We start from the raw sequence: 16,126 nt of genomic DNA on the forward strand, positions 1-16,126 counted from the left end.
CCTTGACGAAGCCTTTACGCCAACGCGTTATGCCGCCCGCATGGACGTACGCTTCGCAGACCCGACCTCCGCCCCCGACGCCCCCGTTCCGGGTGCGGCCGATGCCCAGTCGATCGTCGTGGTCGGGCTGGGCTATGTCGGCCTGCCGCTGGCGGTTGCGCTGGCCCGCAGCTTCCCGACGGCGGGCCTCGACATCAGCACCGAGCGTGTCGCGGAACTCGCCCGCGGAGAGGATCGCACCGGCGAGATCGACGCGGAGGCGCTCGCCGCCTCCACGCTCCAATATCATTCGGACGCGGCGGGATGCGCCCCGGCGGACGTCTACATCGTCACCGTCCCCACCCCTGTCGACGACCGCAACCGGCCGGATCTGCGCGCGCTGATCTCGGCAAGCGAGATGGTCGGGCGGATGCTGGACGGCCGCCGCAAGCCGCTCGTGATCTTCGAGAGCACGGTCTATCCGGGCGTCACCGAGGAGCTGTGCGTGCCCGCGATGGAGCGCGTCTCGGGGCTCAGGTGGAAGGATGATTTCGTCGTCGGCTATTCGCCGGAGCGCATCAATCCGGGCGACCGCGAGCACACCGTCGACCGCATCGTGAAGGTCGTCTCCGGCGACAGCCCCGAGACGACCGAGCGCGTCGCCGCCATCTACGAGCGCGTGACGACGGGCGGCACCTTCCGCGCCGCCTCGATCAAGGCGGCCGAGGGCGCCAAGGCGATCGAGAATGCCCAGCGCGACATCAACATCGCCTTCATGAACGAGGTGACGCGCATCTTCGCCCGGCTCGACGTGTCGATCTGGGATGTGATCGATGCCGCGAAGACCAAGTGGAACTTCCTGCCCTTCACCCCCGGTCTCGTCGGCGGGCACTGCATCGGCGTGGACCCCTATTATCTCTCGCACCGCGCGATCGAGCTGGGGCATCTGCCCGAGGTCATCCCCGCCGCGCGCCGGGTGAACGACGATATGGGCCGCTGGATCGCGGACACGCTGCACCTGAAGATGGGCCGCATCGCGCTGCGCATCCTGATCCTCGGCGTGACGTTCAAGGAGGATGTGCCGGACCTGCGCAACTCCAAGGTCGGCGATATCGTGAAGCGCTTCTGGTATCACGGCCACTCCGTGACGGTGCACGATCCGCTCGCGGATGCCGCCGAGGCCGAGAAGGATTATGGCGTGCGCCTCGATCCGGACGCTCTCGACCGGCGCTATGATCTCGTCGTGTCGGCGGTGTCGCACCGTTTCTATCGCAACATGAGCGATGCGGCATTGGCCGGGCTCGTCGAGGAGGACGGCCTGTTCGCGGACGTGAAGGGCGTGTTCCGCGGCCGCGACTTCGGCCGGAAGGTCTGGACGCTCTAGCTCCTGTTCGAACGCGTTTTCCGAGCCGCGCGGCGATTCCGCCGCGCTTGAAATCGCTTTAGCCGACGATGCCGGGGCCAAGCGGGCCGCTGCCCTGCCCCAACCCCGGCGCAGCCTCGATCGCCGTGCGGACATAGCGCCGCGCCGCCGCCACCGCCTTGGCGAGATCGTCGCCCCGCGCCAGCCCGGACGCGATCGCGCTTGCCATCGTGCAGCCCGTGCCATGCGTGTGGCGGGTCACGATCCGCTGGTTGCCCCACTCGGTCCGCTCGCCGCCGGGCAGGATCAACGTGTCGATCAGCAGCTCGCCGTCGCCATGGCCGCCCTTGGCGAGCACCGCCGTGCCCGTCCGCCGGACCAGCGCATCAGCCCCCTCGGGCGACAGGACGGCCAGCTCGGGGATATTCGGCGTCACCAAGGCCGCGAGGCGCATCAGCCGCTCGAACGCAGCGATCGTGGCATCGTCCGCCAGCATCGCCCCGCTGGTCGCCACCATGACTGGATCGAACACCAGCGGCACGCGCGCGTCGGCCTGCTCCAGCCTGTCGGCCACCGCCTCCGCGATGGCGGACGAGCCGATCATCCCGATCTTGATCGCATCCGCGCCGATGTCGGAGAGCACGGCATCGATCTGCGCCACCACCATCGCCGGATCGAGCAGCGCCACGCCGCTCACGCCGCGCGTGTTCTGCGCGGTGATCGCGGTGATCGCCGTCATCGCGTGGCAGCCGAAGGCGGTCACCGTCTTGATGTCGGCCTGGATGCCCGCCCCGCCGCCGGAATCCGAGCCGGCGATGATCAGCACGCGCGGGATGGTCATGCCGGGCGCCCCGTCGCCGCCGGATAGCGCGACAGCAATTCACCCACGCGCGGCGGACGCGGGCGGAGCTCGCCCTTGCAGTTGGGGCACGTGCCGTCGAGCGGCCCCACCACGCAGTCCGAACAGAAGGTGCATTCCATCGAGCAGATGAAGGCCCCGTCGCGCTCCGCCGGCAGGATGCGCCCGCACGCCTCGCACAGGGGCCTCATCTCCAGCATCAGGCGGCGCGCCGCACCGCTTCGCAGACGGCCTCCACCACCTGCTGCACGAGTGCCGGGTCCTCGCCCTCGGCCATCACGCGGATCAGCGGCTCGGTGCCCGACTTGCGGATGAGCAGGCGGCCCGTGCCGGCGAGCTTCTCCTCCGCTTCGGCGATGGCCGCCTTCACCGTGTCGGCCTCCAGCGGCGCACCATTCTTGAAGCGGACGTTCTGGAGCTTCTGCGGCAGCGGCTCGAAGCAGCGGAGAAGCTGCGAGGCCGGCTTGCCGCTCTCGACCAGCTCGGCCAGTACCTGAAGCGCCGCCAGCAGGCCGTCGCCGGTGGTGGCATAGTCCGACAGGATGAGATGCCCCGATTGCTCGCCGCCGACATTGAAGCCGTCGCGGCGCATCGCCTCCAGCACATAGCGGTCGCCGACCGCGGTGCGGTGCAGCGTCAACCCGTTCGCCTCCAGATAGCGCTCGAGGCCAAGGTTGGACATCACCGTCGCCACGATGCCGCCGCCCTTGAGCAGGCCGCGCCGCTGGAAGCCGGTGGCGATCACCGCCATGATCTGGTCGCCGTCGACGATCTGGCCGCGCTCGTCGACGATGATGAGGCGATCCGCATCGCCGTCCAGCGCGATGCCGATATCGGCGCGCGTCTCCAGCACCTTGCGCTGCAAGGCCTCGGGCGCGGTCGACCCGACCTTGTCGTTGACGTTGGTGCCGTCCGGCTTGACGCCGATCGCGATCACGTCGGCGCCCAGCTCCCACAGCGCCGAGGGCGCGACGTTGTAGGCCGCGCCATGCGCGCAATCGATCACGATGCGCAGGCCGTCGAGACGCAGATCCTCGGGGAAAGTCGCCTTCACGCCATGGATATAGCGGCCGCGCGCGTCCTCGATGCGCTGGGCGCGGCCGATGGCTTCGGGCTTTGCAAGCGTCGGCGGACGGTCGAGCATCGCCTCGATCGCCATCTCGTCCTCGTCGGAGAGCTTGAAGCCGTCCGGGCCGAACAGCTTGATGCCGTTATCCTGATAGGGATTGTGGCTGGCCGAGATCATCACGCCGATGTCCGCGCGCATCGCCTTGGTGAGCAGCGCCACCGCCGGCGTCGGCATCGGGCCGACGAGGATCACGTCCATCCCCACCGAGGTGAAGCCCGCCACCAGCGCGGATTCCATCATATAACCGGACAGACGCGTGTCCTTGCCGATCACCACGCGGTGGCGATAATCGCCGCGCAGGAAGTGCGCGCCGGCCGCCTGCCCCACGCGCATCGCCAGCTCCGCCGTCATCGGCGCCTCGTTGGTCCGCCCGCGAATGCCGTCCGTGCCGAAATATTTGCGCGCCATGTGTGCTCCCTTCCTTGGCGGCCTCATACTCTGCTCGGGCGGCCGACCGCCAGCCCGAGCAGCGATCATTGCGACGCTTTCATGCTGTTGCCTCGCGGCCTCATGCGGTTTAGCGCCCGGTCATGCCGTCCCATCCCCGCATCCTCGCCCTCGACGACGCCGCGATCGCCGTGGCCGCCGCGCAGATCCGCGAAGGCCTGCCCGTCGCAGTGCCAACCGAGACGGTCTACGGCCTCGCCGCCGACGCGACCTCGGGCGAGGCGGTGGCGCGCATCTATGCGGCCAAGGGGCGGCCCTCGTTCAACCCGCTGATCGTCCATGTCGCGAGCCTGGAGCAGGCCGAGACGCTGGCCGAGCTTCCGCCCGCCGCCCATCGGCTCGCCGCCGCCTTCTGGCCGGGCCCGCTGACCATGGTGCTGCCCGCGCGCGCAGGCTCGCCAGTGGCCGATCTGGTGACGGCGGGGCTCACGACGGTCGCGATCCGGATGCCGGCGCACCCGGCGATGCGCGCGCTGATCGCCGCATCGGACCGCCCGCTTGCCGCGCCGTCCGCCAACGCCAGCGGCAGGATCAGCGCGACCCGTGCGGCGCACGTCGCCGCCTCGCTGGGCGACAAGGTGGCGCTCATCCTCGACGGCGGCGCGACGCGGCATGGGCTGGAATCCACCATCGTCGCTGTGGAGCAGGACAAGCTGCGTCTGCTCCGCCCCGGCCCCATCGACGCGAAGGCGCTGGAGGAGGCGAGCGGCCTCCCCGTCCTCTCCCCCGTCGCGGACGCGGCGATCGAGGCGCCGGGCCAGCTCTCCAGCCATTATGCACCGGGCAAGCCCCTCCGCCTCGATGCGACCGAGCGGCGCGACGGCGAATGGCTGATCGGCTTCGGGGATGTGACGGGTGACGATACGCTGTCCGCCAGCGGAGACCTGATCGAGGCCGCATCCCGGCTGTTCGGCGCGCTGCATGATGCGGATGAGACGGCGTCCACCGCCATCGCGGTCGCCCCGATCCCGCGCGATGGACTGGGCCTCGCGATCAACGACCGCCTCGCCCGCGCCGCCGCGCCGCGATAACGCTGCTGTTCCGTCGCCGCACTTCCCCTTCGTCATCCCGGACTTGATCCGGGATCCCGCTTCTTGCTTCTTCGCGACGAGGGAAGAAGAAAGCTGGACCCCGGATCAAGTCCGGGGTGACGAGTTGGTGTGGCAACGAAAAAGGCGGCCGCAACGCCGCCAGCGCGCAACGCCATGGCGCAGATACAAATTGCCCCGCTGGCCAAAGGGGGGGGAGCCAGCGGGGCTTGGGGTTCCCATAAGGGCCAGGGGAGGAACCCTGGGAACACGACCTGAATAGCCGTGTCCGGCGTTGTCGTGAAATTGATCGTCTGCGTCACAGTGATCGAAAGACTGGCCGGGCGAACCCCGGCCAGCCCGTCCGTCAGCGCACGCCGTGCATCAGGCGCTTCAGCACCGGCGCCAACACCAGCAGCAGCACGCCGGCCGCGATGGTCGCGATGCCGCCCGTCTGGAAGCTGCCCAGATAGGTGTGGAGGCTGAGTTCGGCGTTGGTCACCTGACCGCCAACCGTCTGCACCGAAGCCGCCTGCGCGATCGCACCCGCGAAATATTCCGCGACCGAGATCGACAGGAACCATACGCCCATCATCATGCCCACCACGCGCGCGATCGACAGCTTGGTGATCATCGACAGGCCGACCGGCGAGATGCACAGCTCCGCGATCGAGTGGAGGAAATAGGTCGCCACCAGCCACCAGAGCGAGACGCGGAAGCTCGAACCGGCGAAATGGCCGCTGAACGCCAGCAGCACGAAGCCCGCGCCGACCAGCACCAGCGCGAGGCCGAACTTGATCGGGATCGACGGCTCCCAGTTGCGCTTCGCCAGCGCCAGCCACAGCCAGCTCATGACAGGCGCGAACAGCACGATGGTGATCGGATTGAAATTCTGCGTCTGCGCGGCCGACATATGCAGGCCGAACAGGCTGAGATCGGTGTTGCGATCCGCGAACAGGGTGAGCGAGGAGCCCGCCTGCTCGAACAGCGTCCAGAAGGTGACGTTGAAGACGACGAGGATCACCGCCGCCAGCATCATCTGGAACTCGGCGCGGGTGCCCGCCTTCCACGCCCAGATCGGGATGCCTACCACGGCCGCGAGGAAGGTGACGAACAGCACCTTGCCCAGCACCGGCAGCGCCAGCAGATAGCCGACGAAGCCCGCGCCCGCAGCGGCCTCCGGGGCCTCCATCACGTTGCGCAGCACCAGCCAGGTGAGCGGGGCGGCCAGGACGGCGAGGATGTAGATGATCGCCGCACGGTCCTTGCCCTCGCGCGCCGGAGGCTCGCCATAGCCGGCAAGCCGTCCGCCGTCGAAGCTGATGAGCGCATAGGCGAACAACATGCCGATCGCCGCGAGCAGGAAGCCCGCCCACCAGCCGAACCACGTCACCAGCACGGGGCAGAGCGTCTGGCTGCCGATGGAGCCGATGTTGATGCCCCAATAGAAGATGGTGAAGCCCGCGTCGCGCCGGCGGTCCCCTTCCGCATAGAGCGAGCCCACGATGGTGGAGATGTTCGGCTTGAAGAAGCCGTTGCCCACCACGATCAGGCTGAGCGCGAACAGCATCAGCGCGACATAGAAGGGCGAGCGGTGGGCGTCGGAGGAGAAGCTCTCCTTCGACACGGTGCGCGCGACATGGCCGTCGTCGGCGAGGAGCTGGACGGAACCGTCCGGCTGGCCCTTGATGCGCAGGTGCTGGCCGGCGGCAGTGATGAACTGCTGCTTGCTGTCGTCCGCCGCCTTCTGCTCGGTCACCTCATAGCGCTGGCCGTCGATCAGCGCGAAGGGCTTGGCCGGCTGCCCGCCGAAGCAAAGCAGGAAATAGCCTACCGCCATCACGATCGCGCCGAACTTCACCGAGCGCTTCGAGCCCAGATAGCGGTCCGCGATCAGGCCGCCGACCACCGGGGTCAGGTACACAAGGCTCATATAGCCGCCGTAGAGGCCGTTGGCCTCGCGGTCGGAGAGCAGGAAGTGGTTGGTCAGATAGAGGACCAGCAGCGCGCGCAGGCCGTAGAAGCCGAAGCGCTCCCACGCTTCGACCGAGAAGAGGCGCGCGAGTTGTCGCGGATGGCCGAGCCAGGTGCCGCCGTCAGATCGGCTGACGTGGGGCGACCCCGGCTCGAAGGTTGCGTCGGCGTCCGGAAGGACCATGGATGCTCCAGAACAAGAGGACGGCGCGCGGCACCTTGCGGGCGCGGCCGATTATGGCGCGCACCCTAGCGACGGCGGCGGCGATGCCAAGAGCCCCGCGCAAGGATGTTGCCGATTGTCGCACGATCGCAACGCAGCATCGCCACATACCTGCGCCCGCGAGTTGGCGGCTGCCGCTCCGGCTGCTAGCGGGACGCCATGCTGAACGACCTCTCCTCCCCCGCCGCGCTCGCCGCCACGCGCCGCTCGGGCAAGCCGCGCGACATGGTGGCCCCCGGCCCCGACGAGGCGCAACTCCGCCGCATCCTCACTGCCGCGATGCGCGTGCCCGATCATGGCAAGATCGCGCCGTGGCGCTTCGTGGTGATCGGCGCGGAACAGCGCGAGGCGTTCGCCGCGCTTCTGGAGCGCGCCTATCGCGTCGACAAGCCGGCCCCCACGCCCCGCGAGATCGAGACGCTTCAGCAGTTCGCCCATCAGGCGCCGGTGCTCGTCGCCGTTCTCTCCACGCCCAATGTCGAGCGCCCCATCCCACTCTGGGAGCAGGAGCTGTCCGCCGGCGCCGCCTGCACCGCGATGCTCTATGCCGCCCATGCGGAAGGCTTCGTGGGCGGCTGGCTGACGAGCTGGGCGGCCTATTCGCCGGAGGTCGCGGAAGGGCTCGGCCATCCCGGCGCGCGGATCGCGGGCTTCGTCTTCCTCGGCACGCCCGGCAAGGAGCCCGAAGAGCGCCCCCGTCCCGATTTCGACAGCATTGTCTCGCGCTGGAACGGCTGATGGCGCTTGATCCTGCGCTGCTGTGTTAGTACAGCATATCGCTATGGCCCATGACGATCGCCCCGTCTATCTCCGCCTGCGCGACTCGATCGCGGAGGCCATTCTCGAAGGCCGGTATCGCGACGGCGATCCGCTCCCCTCGGTCCGCGCGCTGGCCGCCGAATATGGCGCCAACCCGCTGACCGTCGCCAAGGCTTATCAGAGCTTTCAGGACAATGGCCTCGTGGTCGTGCGTCGCGGCATCGGCATGTTCGTCGCCAAGGGCGCGAGCGAACGGCTGCGCGCCGAGGAGCGCACCGCCTTCCTGCGCGACACATGGCCGCGCATCCACGCGCAGATCCGCCGGCTGGACCTCGATCCGGCCGATCTCTTCCATGAGGATGTCGAGACGCCCGCCTGAGCCAAAACGGCCGGGCGGAGGGGGAGATGGGGAAGCCCCTCCGCACGGCAGGCTGGCGGATCAGTTGGCGGCGATCACGATCGGCAGCGCGTTGCTCGCCACCTGACGGCCGGTGCGATCTCGCTCGACGCGGGCGTTCATCTGGTCGGCATCGCGATGGGCGGTGTTGGCCATTCTCTTCAGCGCCCCCTCATCAAGCGCGAAGGCGATCCACGCCTGGAAGGCCCGGTCGTGGCTGATGCCGTCGGGCAGCGGGTGCAGCGTGGGAATGCGCTTCACCGCCTGCATCGCCGCCCGGTCGAGATCACGCGATCCGGACGAGGAGAGCATTGCGACGCTTCCCGGCCTGCCGTCGTCCGAGCAGCGGAAGCTCACCTTGGCGAGCCCCTGCGCATAATCATCCGGTCCGGCCCTGTGCGGATAGACCAACTCATCGTCGAGGCTGCGGCCCACACGCTGGGACCATTCGCCCACCGTCTCATGCTGTGCCTGGACGGTGATGGCGGCGTTGTTGTCATGGGTCTGGGCCCCATGCGCCCACACAGGCGTGGCCAGAAGCGGCGCGAGCGCCAGCAGGCGCCAGTTGCGCTTGAGCATATCCGTCTCTCCTCTGCGTAGATGCCCGCGACCGGGGATGCGGCGCTTCCGCGTCGACGATGCCCGCCCCGCCACGAGGCCTGCCAAGCGACACCAAGTCCGGCATGTCCGACGCCCTCGTCGCGAGTCACCGGGCAAGGGTCACCTAGCGCCTGAAGGCAATTTTCCTTAAGGCGGGATCGACAAACGACACGATCCCTTCCACGAACTGCATCATTCGTGTAATTTCATTACCAAATTGACACGTAGCCGGATCGCTGGCCTCAGTACGCCTTCACCACCGCGTCGATGGCGAGGAGCTGGCGCAGCAGCGGCTCCGCCTCGCCGAGCGGCAGGGCATTGGGGCCGTCGGAGAGCGCCGTCTCGGGATCGGGATGCGTCTCCATGAACAGGCCCGAGATGCCCGCTCCCACCGCCGCTCGGGCGAGGACCGGCACGAACTCGCGCTGCCCGCCCGAGCGATCGCCCTGCCCGCCCGGAAGCTGCACCGAATGGGTCGCGTCGAACACCACCGGGCAGCCGGTGTCGCGCATAATGGCGAGGCTGCGCATGTCGGAGACGAGGTTGTTGTAGCCGAACGAGGCCCCGCGTTCGCAGACGAGGAACTGGTCGTCGGGCACGCCCGCGCGAGTCGCGGCATCGCGGGCCTTGGTGACGACATTGCCCATGTCGCCCGGTGCCATGAACTGCGCCTTCTTGATGTTGACCGGCTTGCCGCTCGCCGCCACTGCCGCGATGAAATCGGTCTGCCGCGCGAGGAAGGCGGGCGTCTGGAGCACGTCGACCACTTCGGCCACCGGCTTCACCTGATCGCCGTCATGCACGTCGGTGAGCACCGGAAGGCCCGTCTCGGCGCGCACCTTTTCGAGGATGCGCAGCCCCTCGTCCATGCCGAGGCCACGGTAGGACTTGCCCGAGCTGCGGTTCGCCTTGTCGAAGGAACTCTTGTAGATCAACAGGATACCGAGCCGCTCGGCGATGCCCTTCAGCGTCTCGGCGGTCGAGAGCGCGAGCGCCTCGCTCTCGATCACGCAAGGCCCCGCGATCACGAAGAGCCGCTGGTCGAGCCCTACTTCCTGGCCACACAAAAGCATTTGCCGTCGTCCTCTCAGCAGGCCATGGGGAGCCGCTGTAAAAAAGTCGCACGTTCGTCGGGAACGGCGCGCCGTTGATCTTCGTTCGGCTCCTGCGACGCGATTGCTGTGGAAGTCAACGCTTGCGACCGTTACGCCCTCGCCTAAGGGAAAACCGGACTCGCAACGTCATAAGAGGTCGGCACTGTATCAGCGCTGCCGGGGGACCATGGGTATGAAGGGGAGTTTGCGTATCATGGAGATGAGCAGGATTGGCGAAAACGCCATGCTCTCTGCCGTCCAGACCGTCCGCATCGAGCAGGAAGCGCTGGCGACCCTCGCCCAGGCGCTCCGCGAGACGGACCTCGGGGACTCGTTCGCCCTGGCGGTGGACACCATCCATGACACCAAGGGCCGCGTGATCGTCACCGGCATGGGCAAGAGCGGCATCATCGGCCGCAAGATCGCCGCCACCATGACCTCCACCGGCACGCGCTCAATGTTCATCCATCCGGGCGAGGCGAGCCACGGCGATCTCGGCATGATCACGCCGGACGATCTCGTGATGGCGCTCACCTGGTCGGGCGAGACCACCGAACTCGGCGACATCATCGCCTATTGCCGCCGCTTCGGCGTGAAGCTGATCGTGTGCACCTCACGCGCCGACAGCACCGCGGGCCGCGCCGCCGACATCTGCCTGCCGCTGCCCGCCGTGCGCGAGGCTTGCCCGAACCAGCTCGCGCCGACCTCGTCGACCACGATGCAGGTGGTGCTGGGCGACGCGCTGGCGATCGCGCTGATCGAAAAGCGCGGTTTCTCGAAGTCCGACTTCCACGTTCTTCATCCGGGCGGCCGCCTCGGCGCGCAGCTCACCACCGTGGGCCAGCTCATGGGCACCGGCGAGGCCGTGCCCGTCGTCTCGACCGGCGCCACGCTGATGGACGCCACCTTCGAGATGAGCCGCAAGCGCTACGGCAGCACGGCGGTGGTGAACGAACAGGGCGAGCTGGTCGGCGCCTTCACCGACGGCGATCTCCGCCGCAGCTTTGCGACCAATCATCTGCACGACGACATCAGCGCGCACATGACGTCCAGCCCGCTGGCCGTGCCGCCGACCACCCTCTCGTCCGATGCGCTGCGCATCATGAACGAGAACGCCGTGACCGTGCTGTTCGTGTGCGAGAACCGCCGTCTGGTCGGCGCGATCCACCTGCACGACGTGCTGCGCCACGGGGTGGCCTGAGCCTCTTCCTTTGACGTCCCGTACCGACCTGATCGTCGTCCCGGCCCGCTTCGGATCGAAGCGGCTGCCGGGCAAGCCGCTCGTGCGGATCGCGGGGCGGACGCTGCTGGAGCGGGTCGTCCATGTCGCGCGCGAGGCGTCGCGCGTGGCGGGCGACATCGACATCCTCGTCGCCACCGACGATCCGCGCATCGAGGCGCACGCCCGCGACCTCGGCTGCGCGGCGGTGATGACGGCGAGCGATATCAGCTCGGGCTCGGGCCGTGCCTATGCCGCGGCCCTCAGCCGGGAGGTGCGGCCGGAGATCGTCGTCAACCTTCAGGGCGACGCGCCCTTCATGCCCCCGGAGGTGGTGGCGCAACTGATCGAGGCCGTGCGCGCCAGCAGCACCGCCGCCGCCACGCCCGTCACGCGCATGGGCTGGGCCGAACTGGACCGCCTGCGCGACCACAAGACCCGCGCGCCCTTCAGCGGCACCACCTGCGTGCGGGCGCCGGACGGGCGGGCGCTGTGGTTCTCGAAAGCCATCATCCCCGCCATCCGCGACGAGGCCGAGCGACGGAAGCAATCGCCCCAGTCGCCGGTGTTCCAGCATCTCGGCCTCTACGCCTATCGCTTCGATGCGCTGGAGCGGTTCGAGCAGACCCCGCTCTCGCATTACGAGCAGATTGAGGGGCTGGAACAGCTCCGCTTTCTGGAAATGGGGCTCGACATCCTGACCGTCGAAGTCGCGCCGCCGCGCTTCGCCGTCTCGGGCATCGACACGCCGGAGGATGTCGCGCTGGCGGAGACACTGATCGCTGAACTGGGCGATCCTTACCGGGCATGAGCGCCCGTTTCACGATCGTCCGCCACGGCAACACCTTCGCGCCCGGCGAAACGCCACGCCGCGTCGGCCTCAGAACCGACATACCGCTGGTCGAGAGCGGCCGCGAGCAAGCCCGCGCGCTCGGCCGCACTTTCGCCGGGCGTAGCTTCGACCGCATCCTGACATCCCCGCTGCTGCGCACCCGAGAGACGGCCGAGCTGATCGCCGCTGCCCTCTCCGCAACCCCGCCGATCGAGACCGCCGACTGGCTCGCCGAAGTCGACCACGGCCCCGACGAGAACCAGCCAGAGGCCGCCGTCCTCGCCCGCATCGGCGAGGAAGCGCTGGCGGCATGGGAGCGCGACGCCACCGTGCCCCCCGGCTGGGCGATCGACGTCCCCGCCCGCCTCGCCGCATGGCGACAGCTCTACACAGAGAGCAGCGGCAACATCCTCCTCGTCACCAGCAACGGGGCGGCGCGCTTCGCGCTCACCACCGACCCGGCGCTCCGCGAACAGGCGAGCGCGCTGCCCACGCTCAAGCTGCGCACCGGCGCATGGGGCGAAATCGCCGCGACCGAAGCCGGCCTGCGCCTCGAAGCCTGGGATCGCCGCCCCTGACCCTCTTGCGCGCGGGCGACGGCTGGCCGAAAGGGCGCGGATGAACCCGTTGCGCATTCTCCTCTTCCCATGGTGGCTCGCCGAGCTGGCGACCGGGGCCAAGGCGTTCAGCGACAATCCCCTGATCGGTTCGCCCCTGCTCAACCGCTGGGGCCTGCATGTCGGGCGCGTGCGGATCGCGGCGGCATTGGCGCGGTCGCGGCGGCAGCGGCTGAGCGGGCTCATCTCGGCCGAGGAGCGCGCCGCCTTCGAGCGCGACGGCTTCGTGATGAAGCGCGACTTCCTGCCGCCGCAGGAGTTCGCCCGGCTGCGCGAAGAGGCGCTCTCCTATCGCGGACCCGCGCGCGAGATGGTGCAGGGCGACACGATCACGCGCCGCATGGCGCTCGATCCCGCCGCGCTCGACGCGATGCCGGGTGTCCGTACGCTAATCCGCAGCGCGAAATGGCGCGGGCTGATGCGCTATGTCGGCAGCTTCGACAGCGAGCCCGTCGGCTATATCCAGACGATCCTCTCCCATGTGAACGACCGCGAGCCGGACCCGCAGACCGCGCTCCACGCCGACACCTTCCACGCGACGGTCAAGGCCTTCTACTTCCTCACCGACGTGGACGCGGAAGAAGGCCCCTTCGTCTACGTCCCCGGCTCGCACCGGATGACGCCCGAGCGCCTCGCCTGGGAGAAGGAGCGCAGCATCCGCGCGCGCGACGGCCTCGACCGGCTCTCCTCGCGCGGCTCGCTGCGTATCCGGCAGGACGAGCTGGCGAGCCTCGGCCTGCCTGCGCCCAAAGCCTTCGCGGTGCCGGCGAACACGCTGGTGGTGGCGGACACCTCCGGCTTCCATGCGCGCGGGCCGTCGGTGCGTCCGTCGATCCGCGTCGAGATCTGGACCTATGGCCGCCGCAATCCCTTCCTGCCGTGGACGGGGTTCGACCTCTTGAGCCTCCCCGGCATCGCCGAGCGGCGCGCCAACTGGATGTGGGCGGCGCGCGACCGCTTCCGTGCATGGCTCGGCCAGCCGTGGCGCGACGCCGGGATCAAGACGCCCGCCGCCCCCGCCGCCGAAGACGTAGGCGGCTGAGCCCGATCGCGCCGATGCCGAGCTTCCCGCCCCTCCTGCGCTCCCCGCCCTTCCCGCGCGTCGATCCGGCCGAGGCAGCGGTGAGCGTGCGCGCGACCGGACCAGAGCCCGATCTGTCGCCGGAGCGCATCGAAACGCTGCTCGCCGCCATCCGGGAGGCGCGGATCGGCGGGCCGAGCTGGGCCGCGCCCGCCGAGTTCGGGGCGGTGACGGCCGTGCTGCGCCCCGCCTCCGCCAGTGAAGCGGAGCGGATGGTGGAAGCGCTCCCTGCCACGGACGCCGCCGCGCCGCTGATCCTGTTGCCCTACGCCAAATGGGCGCGGCATGCGGCATGGAAGCTCAGCGCGAAGGGCATCCGCACCGCGATCGGAGAGGTCGATCCGTGGCCGCTGCTAACGAGCGGCGCGGCGTGGCACGTCCATGGCGACGACGAGATGGCGGCGCTCGCCTGCATCGCCGGAGCCCCGCTCCGCATCCACACACCCGGACGCTTCAGCAGTAACGCCACCCCGCCCGAGGAACGCGCCCGCCTGGTCGCGCGCGACCTGCTCGCCGCGACCCGCTATCGCAATCCCTTCACCGGCGAGCCCTGCGCGGTGGAGGAGGCCATCGCCCTCCTCGCGCTGTGGCGCGAGACGATCGATGCCAACCATCGCATCGCCGTCGCCGCCGGCATCGCCTGGTGGAAGCGCCGCGAGATCGAGCGCTTCCTCTGGGCGCCGCGCAAGACGCCGCTGCGCTTCACCACCTCCACCCGCCCCGCGATCGAGGCGGCGAAGGCGGCGGGCGCGGGCATCGCCGTCTGGCCGTCGCGTCTGCCCGAAGGCTTCCGCGAGGAGGCCGCGCGCGAGGGCGTGCCGCTGATCCGGGTGGAGGACGGCTTCGTCCGCTCGGTGGGGCTGGGCAGCAATCTCTTCCCGCCCTTCTCGGTCGCGGTCGACCGGCGGGGCATCCATTACGACCCATCCCGTGCGAGCGACCTCGAACATCTGCTTGAAACGGCAGACTTCCCCGAGCCGCTGATCGAACGGGCACGGGCGCTGGAAGCCTTCATCGTCAAGGCCGGCATCAGCAAATATGGTGGCGCCGCCGCGCACCGCTTCCCCGAGCGCGCCCCCGCGCGACGCCTCGTCCTCGTCCCCGGACAGGTGGAGGACGACATGTCCGTCCTGCTCGGCGGCGGCGGGTTGGCCAGCAATCTCACGCTGCTGGAGCGGGTCCGCGCGCTGGAGCCCGATGCCGAAATCTGGTTCCGCCCCCACCCGGACGTCGATGCCGGCCACCGGCGCGGCGCGGTGCCGGACGAGGAGGCGCTGCGCCATGCGGACAAGGTGGTGCGCGGCGGCGGCATGGCGCAGCTTCTCGATCTGGTGGACGGCGTGCATGTGCTGACCTCGCTCACCGGCTTCGAGGCGCTGCTGCGCGGGCGGGACGTCACCACGCACGGAACGCCCTTCTATGCGGGCTGGGGCGTCACCCGCGATCTCGGCGCAGTGCCCGGGCGTCGGACGCGACGGCTGACCGTGCACGAACTCGTCGCCGGCGTGCTGATCCTCTATCCGCGCTATCTCGACCCCGTCACCTTCCTGCCCTGTCCCGCGGAATTGCTGGTGTCGCGGCTGGCGGAGCAGGTCCGGCCCAAGGCCACCTGGCTCACCACGCTGCGCCGCCTCCAGGGCCGCCTCGCGAGCCGTTAGCCCGATTTGGCGTCATCCTGACGTCACTCGCCTGTTTTCACCGTGGCCATGATAGGCTAGGGCGCCCGCCGGAGCCGGAGGGGAGCGACGCTTGGATTTGGTTGGTACGGTGATGGGATTGGCGACGATCCCCATGGCCCTGTTGAGCCTCGTCAGCGTTATCAGCGGCGTTGCCCTCCTGCTGTCCGGCGCATGGATGGTCGTCGTCGGCGGGATCGGAGCCTTCGTCGTCGGCCTGATCGTGGCCGCCCTGCTCGAATTCGTGGTGAGGGGCCTCGACGCCGCCGCGCTCGCCGCGCTGGAGCGGCATGGCCGCCGCACCGGTCGTCTGGTCGGCCTGCTGAGCGGCATCCTGCCGATGCTCGTGGTGCTCGGCTGGGAATATCTCTGCCTCACCCGCATCATGGCCTTCCCCGCGCGCGCCGAGCTGCTCTGGTTCTGGTCCTACGGCGTCGCGACCGGGCCGTGGACGGTCTTCGCCCAGCGTGTCGGCAGCGACCAGCGGACGAGCTGCGGCATCCGCGCCTATGCCGGGCATCTCGCCTACTGGCTGCTGTCCGCGCTGATGCTGATCGGCCATGTGCCGCACTGGCTGGCCTTCGCCGCGATGCTCCTGCCCGCCGTCCTGCCGATCACCGTGGGGACGCTGCTCGCCACCGCCGATCGCGAAGCGCTGCGCAACGTCAGGATCTGACCATGGCGTTTCCCTCCCGCCGGCGCGCGGCTTGCGGCGCCGGCCGCATTTCGTTATCCGAAACAATGTTGCTTTTGATGCAATTCGCGCGCCTCTTCGGAGTTCGCTACGAAATGGCGACCGATCGAGACGGTGCTGTGTCCGCCATGATTGCCGGGGATTACATGACTGGG

At 69.2% G+C, this 16,126-nt stretch carries 16 protein-coding genes; 10 read left to right on the forward strand and 6 right to left on the reverse strand.

Going from position 1 to position 16,126, the window contains the following annotated elements; all coding sequences use genetic code 11:
• The first annotated feature begins 40 nt into the window (after positions 1–40).
• On the forward strand, positions 41–1,363 hold the full coding sequence (locus tag ST3T6A_RS0115500; RefSeq protein ID WP_019833865.1) for a nucleotide sugar dehydrogenase: 1,323 nt from the start codon (positions 41–43) through the stop codon (positions 1,361–1,363).
• Between the two features lie 58 nt (positions 1,364–1,421).
• Here the strand turns inward: ST3T6A_RS0115500 and thiD are convergent, their stop codons facing one another.
• The 3 genes from thiD to glmM are packed head-to-tail and all read right to left on the reverse strand — an operon-like array spanning position 1,422 to position 3,738.
• On the reverse strand, positions 1,422–2,183 hold the full coding sequence (gene thiD, locus ST3T6A_RS0115505; RefSeq protein WP_019833866.1) for a bifunctional hydroxymethylpyrimidine kinase/phosphomethylpyrimidine kinase: 762 nt from the start codon (positions 2,181–2,183) through the stop codon (positions 1,422–1,424).
• A complete protein-coding gene (locus ST3T6A_RS0115510; protein WP_019833867.1) occupies positions 2,180–2,401 on the reverse strand; it encodes a DUF1272 domain-containing protein in 222 nt (73 codons plus the stop codon). Before ST3T6A_RS0115510 ends, thiD begins: the two co-directional genes overlap by 4 nt.
• A complete protein-coding gene (glmM, locus tag ST3T6A_RS0115515; protein ID WP_019833868.1) occupies positions 2,401–3,738 on the reverse strand; it encodes a phosphoglucosamine mutase in 1,338 nt (445 codons plus the stop codon). The genes ST3T6A_RS0115510 and glmM overlap by 1 nt, the downstream gene beginning before the upstream one ends.
• 122 nt (positions 3,739–3,860) lie before the next feature.
• Here glmM and ST3T6A_RS0115520 point away from each other — a divergent pair, with 122 nt between their 5' ends.
• On the forward strand, positions 3,861–4,808 hold the full coding sequence (locus tag ST3T6A_RS0115520; RefSeq protein ID WP_019833869.1) for an L-threonylcarbamoyladenylate synthase: 948 nt from the start codon (positions 3,861–3,863) through the stop codon (positions 4,806–4,808).
• Positions 4,809–5,172: 364 nt separating this feature from the next.
• On the opposite strand, the gene ST3T6A_RS0115525 is transcribed toward ST3T6A_RS0115520, so the two are convergent.
• Complete coding sequence (locus tag ST3T6A_RS0115525) at positions 5,173–6,963, reverse strand: peptide MFS transporter (protein ID WP_019833870.1); 1,791 nt, start codon at positions 6,961–6,963, stop codon at positions 5,173–5,175.
• A 198-nt stretch (positions 6,964–7,161) separates the two neighbouring features.
• Between ST3T6A_RS0115525 and ST3T6A_RS0115530 the strand changes: the two genes are divergently transcribed.
• Positions 7,162–7,740 (forward strand): nitroreductase family protein, encoded by a 579-nt coding sequence (locus ST3T6A_RS0115530; protein WP_019833871.1) that lies wholly within the window; start codon positions 7,162–7,164, stop codon positions 7,738–7,740.
• Between the two features lie 43 nt (positions 7,741–7,783).
• A complete protein-coding gene (locus ST3T6A_RS0115535) occupies positions 7,784–8,140 on the forward strand; it encodes a GntR family transcriptional regulator (protein ID WP_019833872.1) in 357 nt (118 codons plus the stop codon).
• A 60-nt stretch (positions 8,141–8,200) separates the two neighbouring features.
• Here ST3T6A_RS0115535 and ST3T6A_RS20935 read toward each other — a convergent pair whose 3' ends face one another.
• Together ST3T6A_RS20935 and kdsA are read right to left on the reverse strand one after the other, a co-directional pair.
• Positions 8,201–8,737 (reverse strand): TonB family protein, encoded by a 537-nt coding sequence (locus tag ST3T6A_RS20935; RefSeq protein ID WP_019833873.1) that lies wholly within the window; start codon positions 8,735–8,737, stop codon positions 8,201–8,203.
• A gap of 263 nt (positions 8,738–9,000) precedes the next feature.
• Positions 9,001–9,831: a 3-deoxy-8-phosphooctulonate synthase gene (gene kdsA / locus ST3T6A_RS0115545; RefSeq protein ID WP_019833874.1), complete on the reverse strand. Its 831-nt coding sequence runs from the start codon at positions 9,829–9,831 to the stop codon at positions 9,001–9,003.
• Positions 9,832–10,096: 265 nt separating this feature from the next.
• On the opposite strand from kdsA, the gene ST3T6A_RS0115550 reads away from it, so the two are divergent.
• The 6 genes from ST3T6A_RS0115550 to ST3T6A_RS21610 all read left to right on the forward strand — a co-directional run bounded on the left by ST3T6A_RS0115550 (position 10,097) and on the right by ST3T6A_RS21610 (position 15,953).
• Entirely contained in the window at positions 10,097–11,053 is a 957-nt protein-coding gene (locus ST3T6A_RS0115550) for a KpsF/GutQ family sugar-phosphate isomerase (protein WP_019833875.1), read from the forward strand.
• A gap of 10 nt (positions 11,054–11,063) precedes the next feature.
• On the forward strand, positions 11,064–11,882 hold the full coding sequence (locus tag ST3T6A_RS0115555; RefSeq protein WP_019833876.1) for a 3-deoxy-manno-octulosonate cytidylyltransferase: 819 nt from the start codon (positions 11,064–11,066) through the stop codon (positions 11,880–11,882).
• Entirely contained in the window at positions 11,879–12,481 is a 603-nt protein-coding gene (locus tag ST3T6A_RS0115560; protein ID WP_019833877.1) for a histidine phosphatase family protein, read from the forward strand. The genes ST3T6A_RS0115555 and ST3T6A_RS0115560 overlap by 4 nt, the downstream gene beginning before the upstream one ends.
• A 40-nt stretch (positions 12,482–12,521) precedes the next feature.
• Entirely contained in the window at positions 12,522–13,562 is a 1,041-nt protein-coding gene (locus ST3T6A_RS0115565; RefSeq protein WP_037538485.1) for a phytanoyl-CoA dioxygenase family protein, read from the forward strand.
• Between the two features lie 14 nt (positions 13,563–13,576).
• The gene (locus ST3T6A_RS0115570; protein WP_019833879.1) at positions 13,577–15,259 is read left to right on the forward strand and encodes a capsular polysaccharide export protein, LipB/KpsS family; all 1,683 of its coding nucleotides are present in this window, start codon (positions 13,577–13,579) and stop codon (positions 15,257–15,259) included.
• 91 nt (positions 15,260–15,350) lie between these two features.
• A complete protein-coding gene (locus ST3T6A_RS21610) occupies positions 15,351–15,953 on the forward strand; it encodes a hypothetical protein (RefSeq protein WP_157602894.1) in 603 nt (200 codons plus the stop codon).
• Positions 15,954–16,126: the final 173 nt, after the last annotated feature.

The organism is Sphingomonas sp. PR090111-T3T-6A (assembly GCF_000383095.1).
Lineage (GTDB): Bacteria > Pseudomonadota > Alphaproteobacteria > Sphingomonadales > Sphingomonadaceae > Solisphingomonas.

Coding starts and splice junctions, on each gene's coding strand:
- ST3T6A_RS0115530 (WP_019833871.1), top strand. CDS start 7,162: ATGCTGAACGACCTCTCCTCCCCCGCCGCGCTCGCCGCCACGCGCCGC.
- thiD (WP_019833866.1), bottom strand. CDS start 2,183: ATGACCATCCCGCGCGTGCTGATCATCGCCGGCTCGGATTCCGGCGGC.
- ST3T6A_RS0115525 (WP_019833870.1), bottom strand. CDS start 6,963: ATGGTCCTTCCGGACGCCGACGCAACCTTCGAGCCGGGGTCGCCCCAC.
- ST3T6A_RS0115520 (WP_019833869.1), top strand. CDS start 3,861: ATGCCGTCCCATCCCCGCATCCTCGCCCTCGACGACGCCGCGATCGCC.
- ST3T6A_RS0115560 (WP_019833877.1), top strand. CDS start 11,879: ATGAGCGCCCGTTTCACGATCGTCCGCCACGGCAACACCTTCGCGCCC.
- ST3T6A_RS0115570 (WP_019833879.1), top strand. CDS start 13,577: ATGCCGAGCTTCCCGCCCCTCCTGCGCTCCCCGCCCTTCCCGCGCGTC.
- ST3T6A_RS0115510 (WP_019833867.1), bottom strand. CDS start 2,401: ATGCTGGAGATGAGGCCCCTGTGCGAGGCGTGCGGGCGCATCCTGCCG.
- ST3T6A_RS0115565 (WP_037538485.1), top strand. CDS start 12,522: ATGAACCCGTTGCGCATTCTCCTCTTCCCATGGTGGCTCGCCGAGCTG.
- ST3T6A_RS0115535 (WP_019833872.1), top strand. CDS start 7,784: ATGGCCCATGACGATCGCCCCGTCTATCTCCGCCTGCGCGACTCGATC.
- kdsA (WP_019833874.1), bottom strand. CDS start 9,831: ATGCTTTTGTGTGGCCAGGAAGTAGGGCTCGACCAGCGGCTCTTCGTG.
- glmM (WP_019833868.1), bottom strand. CDS start 3,738: ATGGCGCGCAAATATTTCGGCACGGACGGCATTCGCGGGCGGACCAAC.
- ST3T6A_RS0115500 (WP_019833865.1), top strand. CDS start 41: ATGGACGTACGCTTCGCAGACCCGACCTCCGCCCCCGACGCCCCCGTT.
- ST3T6A_RS0115550 (WP_019833875.1), top strand. CDS start 10,097: ATGCTCTCTGCCGTCCAGACCGTCCGCATCGAGCAGGAAGCGCTGGCG.
- ST3T6A_RS20935 (WP_019833873.1), bottom strand. CDS start 8,737: ATGCTCAAGCGCAACTGGCGCCTGCTGGCGCTCGCGCCGCTTCTGGCC.